Origin of the sequence: Cyclonatronum sp. (assembly GCF_022565315.1) — a bacterium.
In the GTDB taxonomy this organism is placed as follows: domain Bacteria; phylum Bacteroidota; class Rhodothermia; order Balneolales; family Cyclonatronaceae; genus Cyclonatronum.
In genome coordinates, this window is the sequence record NZ_JAIUMX010000137.1 from 1 (window position 1) to 8,186 (window position 8,186).

The window sequence follows — 8,186 nt, forward strand, 5'->3', positions numbered from 1 at the left end:
ATAGCCGGTTTTTCGACTATCTGATTGAAAGCACCTGTGAGCTGGACGACATGATAAAGGATATCGTCAAAAAATCTAATGCCGTTGAATTTGAGCTCAAAAAACAGCAGGAGCCATAAACCCGGCTGCTGCTCCGGCTTTATGGCTCTTCTCATACTGCATGAACCGCCTTTAGGTCTGAATCACACCGGTTTTAAACTCCGGGATTTCCGGATTGTGATTGGCGGCTTCAAGCGCTTTCGAAATACGGCGACGGGTTTCTTCGGGATGGATAATTTCATCAACCCATAAGCGCGCCGCGGCATACTGTACCGTTGTCTGCGATTCGTAGCGCGCGGTGATTTTTTGCAGGAATTCAGCCTTCTCTTCATCACTGAGCTGCTGACCCCTGCGCTCAAGAGCCGAGACCTCAATCTGCATCAGGGTTTTGGCTGCCTGTGCGCCGCCCATTACCGCGATTTTGGCCGTCGGCCAGGCGTAAATAAAGCGCGGATCGTAGGCCTTGCCGCACATGGCGTAGTTGCCGGCTCCGTAGCTGTTGCCCACCACTATTGTGATTTTCGGCACCGTTGAGTTGCTCACCGCGTTCACCATCTTTGCCCCGTCTTTGATGATGCCGCCGTGCTCACTCCGCTTGCCGACCATAAAACCGGTTACATCATGCAAGAAAAGCAGCGGAATTTTCTTCTGATTGCAGTTCATGATAAAACGGGCGGCTTTATCGGCACTGTCGGAGTAAATTACCCCGCCGATCTGCATCTCCCCTGCCTTTGATTTCACCACTTTCCGCTGATTGGCCACAATGCCCACGCTCCAGCCGTCGATGCGCGCATAGCCGGTAATCAGGGTTTGTCCGTAGCCTTTTTTGAATTCCGTGAAGGAATCCGCATCAATGATGCATTCCAGAACCGACATCATATCGTACGGTTTACTGCGGTCAACCGGCAGGCGGTTCAGCATTTCGGAAGCCTCTGCCGCCGGCGCAGCGGATTCAATCCGGTTGAAGCCGGCTGTTTTAAACGGCCCGAGCTTCCCGACGAGGTCCCGGATGGTTGCGAGGCAGGTTGCGTCGTCCGGCATTTTGTAATCGGTCACCCCGCTGATTTCCGTGTGCGTTGTAGCCCCGCCCAGGGTTTCGTTATCCACGTTTTCCCCGATAGCGGCTTTCACCAGAAAACTGCCCGCAAGGAAAACGCTCCCGGTGCCGTCCACAATCAGGGCCTCATCGCTCATGATGGGCAGATACGCGCCGCCGGCCACGCAAGAGCCCATAATCGCGGCAATCTGAGGAATGCCCATCGCACTGATTTTAGCATTGTTCCTGAAAATGCGCCCGAAATGCTCTTTATCGGGGAAAATTTCATCCTGCATCGGCAGATAAACCCCGGCGGAATCAACGAGGTAAATCAGGGGCAGGTGGTTTTCCATCGCGATTTCCTGCGCCCGCAGGTTTTTTTTACAGGTGATGGGGAACCAGGCCCCGGCTTTCACAGTGGCATCGTTGGCTACGATCATGCAAAGCCTGCCCGAGACCGTGCCGAGCCCGGTAATTACGCCGGCTGCGGGACATCCGCCGACTTCCTCATACATGCCGTAACCGGCCCAAAGGCCGGTTTCCTGAAATTCGGAACCCTCATCAATTAAAGCGGCGACCCGCTCGCGGGCCGTCATCTTTCCTTTGGAATGCTCTTTCTCAATGCGTTTCGGGCCACCGCCCATCCGGATTTTGGCCTCCGTAAGGCGCAGTGCTTCAATCTGAGCCTCATGGGCTTCAAGCTGATTGGTCATAACAGTCGAAAAATTAAATATGGAAGTAGAAACTTAACAAGCTCGCGCAAAAATAAGACTTTTTCCGTCACTACTGCTGTTTTTGACTTTTTTTAAAGGGGGATGTGTACCTTACTTTTCTGCCGGTTAAGCCTCTGCCCCTATTCGGGTACAAACTGCTGTCTTAATACTTTGGAAGCAGCAACCGCTCATCCCTAATTCGGTGCCTTATCAAAATGATTTTTCCTGCTTTAGGGTTAGTGTATGAAGGCATAGGCCGGATTCAGCCCCCTTGCAGCTTCAATAAAATACTGCGGCGGTCAGGGCGTTTGCAAGCTGACCGGCTAAGAGCCTTAAATCAATAGCAAAAGTCATTTCACAAAGGTTATTTTAAGACTGTCGCCGGATACACCGAATATTCCTTTACCCCTGGTAGCCCGATTACTTACTCTGATATCTAAACTTATGATTACACCCATAAAAAGCGTCCTGCTTGGGGCACTTATACTGCTCATTTCCGCTCCGGAGCTGCTGGCCCAGCGCAACGTAAGCTACCGCGAACTTGCTTCACAAAACCGGGCACCCGGGCTTTATATCGATCATACGGTCATTAAGGCAGATGAAGGAGAGCCAAACGTGTGGCTTCACTACCGTTTCGGATATGATGTGCTTCGGTTCAGGCAGGTTTCCGGCGGCGCTGCCGACCGTTTTGAAGCTACGGCAGAACTCAGCATTCAGATTTTTGACGCTACGGGCGTTCGCGAACCAGAAGACATCAGAAGAGGTACAGCTATCAAAACCCTCACCTGGCGGGGCCGGGCTCAGGCCTCCGGTTTTGATGAAACAAGCCGGGCCGACCTCTTCCTGAATGCGAACCTCTCTGCACAGCTGCCCGCCGGCCGTTATGCTTATGCAACCTCCATCACCCTCGACGGCCGGCCCCTTCAGCTTCGCCGAAACATGCGCATGTTTACCGTACCCGATTTTACAGAGCCCGGGAGTACACCCGTTTGGTTCGCATATCCTGCTGAGGAATCTTCATCTGACCGTTTCGGACTGATTAACTTCGGCCGTTCCGTACTTTACGCACAGGATTTTGACGCCCTGCTGCTGCTGCCCGATCCTGAACGGACCTACAGCCTGCACGTAAATCAGGTTGATGCAGCCACACGCGACACAAGTGTGATACGACAGGTGTTTGAAGCAGAAATCACCCCTGAAACTATCCGGCGCATCAGCCGCATGCAGATCAGCGAGCAAAGCGGCGCGCAACCATTTCTCGAAGTTGATGAAGCGGAAACAGGCAGCACTGCCGCCGCTTCCTACCTTGCACAAATCACCATCCCAAACCGGAAATTCGAAAACACCTCCTTCATCATACAGGTGAAAGACGGGGATACGCTTGTTGCAGAACGCTTTTTCCGAAATTTATGGCTCGATATCCCCACAAGTCTGCTCAATATTGATGTTGCGATTCGGAAAATGGAAATAATTATGGACCGCGACGCACACCGCGAGCTCAGGCGTGGCAATGAGCAGCAGCGCATTGCAAACTTCCGTGCTTTCTGGCAGGCACGCGACCCGGAGCCGGAATCGGACTATAACCCCGTGATGGTTGAATTTTTCCGGAGGGTTGATATTGCTTTTGAACGCTTCACCACGCCGAATCAGCCGGGTTACGACAGCGATCAGGGCCGTACCCTCATCCGGTTTGGGGAACCTGACCGCATCACCCGCAGGCTCCCTGCGGGAAGTCCGGCTGTAGAAGTTTGGCAGTACAGCGACCGCGAGTTCATCTTTGAAGCAACAAGCGGCTTCGGAGAATACAGGTTGCTGCGATCGAACCGGCTTTAACCACCTTTGAAAAAAGGTACAGGCAGGCTGCATAAAAATATTTTTTATGCAGCCTGCCTTTTTTTATTTTCGCAAATGCAGCTTGATACATTGATAATCTTCATTTATCATTTATGAAGTTCGTCAGAACCAAATATTGTTCAACTTTCCGGTTTAGAATACAATCAAGTCTTATCTGCCGTACATTACGCACCACAATGTCATTTTACGCACACTTAACCGGAAGTCCGTTAATCTGGGTTAACCTATATATGTTTCCATGCAAGCCGCAGTTCACGCCCTGAATCATACTCCTCAACCGTTACTTAAAGGCCGTTTAGCCGCCTGAACGATGAACAGCCTCCCTCCTATCTGCGTTACCCCCGGAGACTTCAATGGCGTTGGTCCGGAAACGGTTCTTAAGGCCCTTACGGATCCTGAAGTGGCTGAGAATACTTCTTTTCTGCTGCTCGGCCCCCTTAGGGCATGGCAGTACTGGCAGGAAAAATGCGCCTATGCCGGGCCGTCACTAACCGCTGTTACAACGCTTTCTGCCCCATTTGAAGCCGGCAAAGTGTACGTTTACAACCCGGCAGATGAGCTTTCCCGTTTTATTCCGCAACCTGGTGAACTCACAGCGCCTTCCGGACAGCTGAGCATGGCCTGCATCGCGACCGCCACGGATTTGTGCCTGAGCGGTAAGGCCGCTGCCATGCTTACTGCACCAATCAGCAAAGAGGCCGTAAACCTGGCCGGGCATCACATTCCGGGGCATACAGAGTACCTCGCTGAGCGTGACGGGAACGCCGAGGTTGCCATGATGCTGGTTTCCGGCAATCTCAGGGTCGTTCCGCTTACCACGCACATACCGGTAAAAGCTGTAAGTGCCGCCATCACGCAGCAGCGGATTATCAGCAAGGCGCACATCATCCTGAAAAGCCTTCAGAATGATTTCGGAATTGCCGAACCCAAGCTTGCTGTTTTAGGTCTTAATCCGCATGCCGGCGACGGCGGCGTGATTGGCAGCGAAGAAATCGAAGTGATAACCCCTGCCATAAGCCGTTTGCAACAGCTGGGGCACAACTGTGACGGTCCGTTTCCGGCTGACGGATTTTTTGCCAACCGAACGTATCAGCAATTTGACGCCGTGCTTGCCATGTATCACGATCAGGGGCTTGTAGCCTTTAAAACGATTGCGTTTAATGCGGGCGTCAACTTTACAGCAGGGCTTTCCTTTATCCGCACTTCACCTGATCATGGTACTGCTTTTGGCATTGCCGGCCGCAATATCGCAAATGCGGGCTCCGTGAAAGAAGCCATCACCCTCGCTAAAGCCCTCACGGCCCTGCGCAGCAGAAACGAACCTACAACTACTCCCTACCCAGTAAAAAAAACAGATTAACGTACATGAGCCAGAAAACTGCCCGAATTTACACTTCTCTTGCGCCGGTTTATAACGACCTGATGAAAGATGTGGACTACGAAGACTGGGCCGACTATGTTGATGCGATCATTCAGGAATTGCGGCCGGATGCGGTGAGCCTGCTTGAACTTGCCTGTGGTACCGGAAAAGTTGCGATGTACCTCGAGGAGCTTGACTGCTACGAAATTACCGCCACCGATATGAGCGCCGAAATGCTCGAAATTGGTGAGCGAAAAGCACGCTTCCGCAATATGCAGATTAAGTGGAAACAGCTTGATTTCTACGATATTCAGCTTGATGAAACCTATGATGTTGTCTTTTCGCTGTTCGACAGCGTTAACTACATCATGAATGAAGCCGATTTCCTGAAGATGCTCGCTAATGTGGAAAAGGTGATGCATGAAGATTCCATTTTTATTTTTGATTTCACTACGCCGAAGCATTCCGAATATGTGAACGACAAGCTCAATACCGACGGCGTTAGCCCTGACGGTATCCGTTTTGAACGGGTGAGTTATTATGTACCAAGTCAGAAAGTACATGTGAGTGAGTTTGAGATTGAAGTACTTGATGACGATAAAATAACGGCACTGCGCCGCGACCGGGAAGTTCACAGGCAACGCATTTATGACCTGCAGGAGGTGAAGGCTATTGTGGCAAAATCCAATTTTGAAATGCTTGCCGCTTACGACGATTTCGTGATCGAACCGGCACATGCTAAAACTGAACGTGTAACCATGGTGCTCGCGTGTCGCAGGAACCCGTAATTGAATTCCGGAACGTAACCGTACGTTTCGATGGAAAAAGCATACTGGAAGACCTTGATTTTTCGCTCGGCAACGGCGAGTTCTGCTACCTGATTGGTGCAACCGGCTCGGGTAAAAGTTCGCTGCTGCGGCTCATTTACCGCGACCTGATGCCTGACTTCGGGGATGTGCTTGCAGCAGGCGAACACGTAACCCGTCTCAGGGAGCGGGATATTCCGTTTTTACGGCGCAAGCTTGGCATCGTATTTCAGGACTTCCAGCTGCTGCCCGATCGCAGCGTGTATGAAAATGTAGCCTTCGCACTGGAAGTTACAGGCAACAAGCGCAGCTTTATCCGACAGCGTGTGCTGGAGTGCCTGGCCATGGTCGGGCTTTCCCACAAACATAACAACATGCCCGGCGACCTCTCCGGCGGCGAGCAGCAGCGTGTCGTAATCGCACGTGCGCTGGCCAACGAGCCCCGTATTATGCTGGCAGATGAACCAACCGGTAACCTCGACCCGGAAGCTTCGGCCAGCATCATGGAGCTGCTGATGCAGATCAACAACCGGGGCATGGCCATACTGATGGTAACCCACAGCTACGACCTCGTGCGGCAGTTCCCCCACCGCACCGTAAAACTGGTGGACGGCAAACTGCGGGAAATCGCTCCAGGCGGGGTCTGAGTTGAGGAAGCGCTGCCAATTACGGAGCTCTTTTGATTTGAACATATTTAATGTATGTTATTAATTGCATATGGTAATTCTATATGTAAACATGCGTCTGGTATGAGACGCCAACCGTCTCATATGGGGATTTTTAACCTCCAAAACCAGTCGCTTTTTTTTTGAGATATGTTTTTTTGCTACTTAGATGAGTCAGGTACTCCGCACCTTCCAGGAAACACAAGCCATTATGTGTTGGCAGGTTTAGCTATTCCAACCAATCGTTGGAAGCATTGTGAAATCGAAACCGGCCGAATCAAAAAAGTATGGGCCTTATGGTGAGGAAATCCATAGAAGATGGTTGCTTCAAAGATATCCGGTGCAAAGTCACATTCCGGATTTTGAGTCTTTAAACCAGAACAAGAATTCAAATCGTTGGTCTGAGGCATTTTACAACCAGGGAATGCGAGTGCAGCTACTGCATATAGCCAAAAAAAATCTGTAGAGCTCTTGTTCTGAATAAATATCAACATTGCCTATTTTAATAAATAAAAACCGACTCAGCCTTCGTTATTATACAGGTTTCCAACTACCCATTTTCTCATAAACAGCAATTCCATCAACAAGCATGTTACGCTTTCAAAAACTGTCATCAACTTTGCTGCTGTTTATTTTGACTGTACTGCTTTTGCTGCCTCAGGTTGTTACCGGAATTGCGGTAAGTACTGAAACCGCGGCCCTGTCCCCCTCTTCCGCTTCCGCTTACACTGCTTCAGATACGAACCGCCTCGACCGTATCTCAGCGGCCCGCAGGTCTGACGGGCTCGGTTACGTTATTCGCTTTCACTTCACGTCGAGGCCGGACTCCTTCCGCGTGTTTCAGCCGGAACCGGACCTTATACAGTTCGCCGTTTACAGCAGCAGTCCTGTATCGGTAGCTGAGAACCTTCAGCTACCGGAGCCTTTCGGTGAAGTACGCAGCACGCAAACCGATTTTGGCTTCGGTTTCGATATCCCCCTGAATTCAGAAACTTCGTTTCTGGCTCAAAGCTACATTGATCAGAACCGCAGGCACGCCCTCATCGGACTCACGGAAATTTCCGGGAGGGAAATAGCCGCCCTTACCGAGGGGTTCAATGTTATAAACTGGAACCCTGAGCCAAACGGCCCTAATGCGACAGAGCCCTCCGGCGGAGAAACCGTTTTTGTGCCAAACCCGATTCCCGTACCCGCAGAGGAAAACAGCCCGCCACCGGCAAGCGAACTGGTAAACTGGATCGTATTTGATACCATCGTGCTCGATGCCGGGCATGGCGGGCGCGACCCCGGTGCCATTGGGGCAAGCGGTACCTACGAAAAAGACATTGTGCTTGCAGTAGCACTGAAAGTCGGGGAATACATCAAAGAGCACATGCCAGAGCTTAGGGTTATTTATACCCGTAATGATGATACTTTCGTAGGCCTTGCCGAACGCGGGCGCATCGCCAACCGCAACAACGGGCACCTTTTTGTTTCTATCCACACCAATGCGCATACCGGCAGACAGGCCAACGGTGCTGAGTTTTACTTTCTGGGTCAGGGCAGAACGCAGTCGGCATTGGAAGTAATGCGGCGAGAAAATGCCGTGACCCGCTTTGAAGATCAGGATGAGCGGCCGGATGAGCTCACCGATTTTATGCTGCTAACCCACATCATGCAGAATTCGGGCAACATCCGGCAAAGTGAAACCTTCGCCGGGCTGCTCGAGCAGCA

At 51.4% G+C, this 8,186-nt stretch carries 7 protein-coding genes; 6 read left to right on the forward strand and 1 reads right to left on the reverse strand.

Annotated elements, in window-relative coordinates; translation table 11 throughout:
* Nucleotides 1-171: 171 nt before the first annotated feature.
* Nucleotides 172-1,788 (reverse strand): carboxyl transferase domain-containing protein, encoded by a 1,617-nt coding sequence (locus LAT75_RS14280; protein WP_291483355.1) that lies wholly within the window; start codon nucleotides 1,786-1,788, stop codon nucleotides 172-174.
* A 444-nt stretch (nucleotides 1,789-2,232) separates the two neighbouring features.
* On the opposite strand from LAT75_RS14280, the gene LAT75_RS14285 reads away from it, so the two are divergent.
* The 6 genes from LAT75_RS14285 to LAT75_RS14305 all read left to right on the forward strand — a co-directional run.
* Nucleotides 2,233-3,621 carry a GWxTD domain-containing protein gene (locus LAT75_RS14285; RefSeq protein WP_291483356.1) on the forward strand — a complete coding sequence of 463 codons (1,389 nt, stop codon included), beginning with the start codon at nucleotides 2,233-2,235 and terminating at the stop codon, nucleotides 3,619-3,621.
* Nucleotides 3,622-3,952: 331 nt separating this feature from the next.
* Complete coding sequence (gene pdxA, locus LAT75_RS14290) at nucleotides 3,953-5,002, forward strand: 4-hydroxythreonine-4-phosphate dehydrogenase PdxA (RefSeq protein ID WP_291483357.1); 1,050 nt, start codon at nucleotides 3,953-3,955, stop codon at nucleotides 5,000-5,002.
* Nucleotides 5,003-5,007: 5 nt separating this feature from the next.
* Complete coding sequence (locus LAT75_RS14295) at nucleotides 5,008-5,790, forward strand: class I SAM-dependent methyltransferase (protein WP_291483358.1); 783 nt, start codon at nucleotides 5,008-5,010, stop codon at nucleotides 5,788-5,790.
* The gene (gene ftsE / locus LAT75_RS14300) at nucleotides 5,772-6,455 is read left to right on the forward strand and encodes a cell division ATP-binding protein FtsE (RefSeq protein WP_291483359.1); all 684 of its coding nucleotides are present in this window, start codon (nucleotides 5,772-5,774) and stop codon (nucleotides 6,453-6,455) included. Before LAT75_RS14295 ends, ftsE begins: the two co-directional genes overlap by 19 nt.
* Nucleotides 6,456-6,623: 168 nt before the next feature.
* Nucleotides 6,624-6,776 carry a DUF3800 domain-containing protein gene (locus tag LAT75_RS15685; protein WP_363320580.1) on the forward strand — a complete coding sequence of 51 codons (153 nt, stop codon included), beginning with the start codon at nucleotides 6,624-6,626 and terminating at the stop codon, nucleotides 6,774-6,776.
* Between the two features lie 331 nt (nucleotides 6,777-7,107).
* Nucleotides 7,108-8,186 (forward strand): N-acetylmuramoyl-L-alanine amidase (locus LAT75_RS14305; protein WP_291483360.1); only part of this gene is annotated, 1,079 nt, incomplete at its 3' end.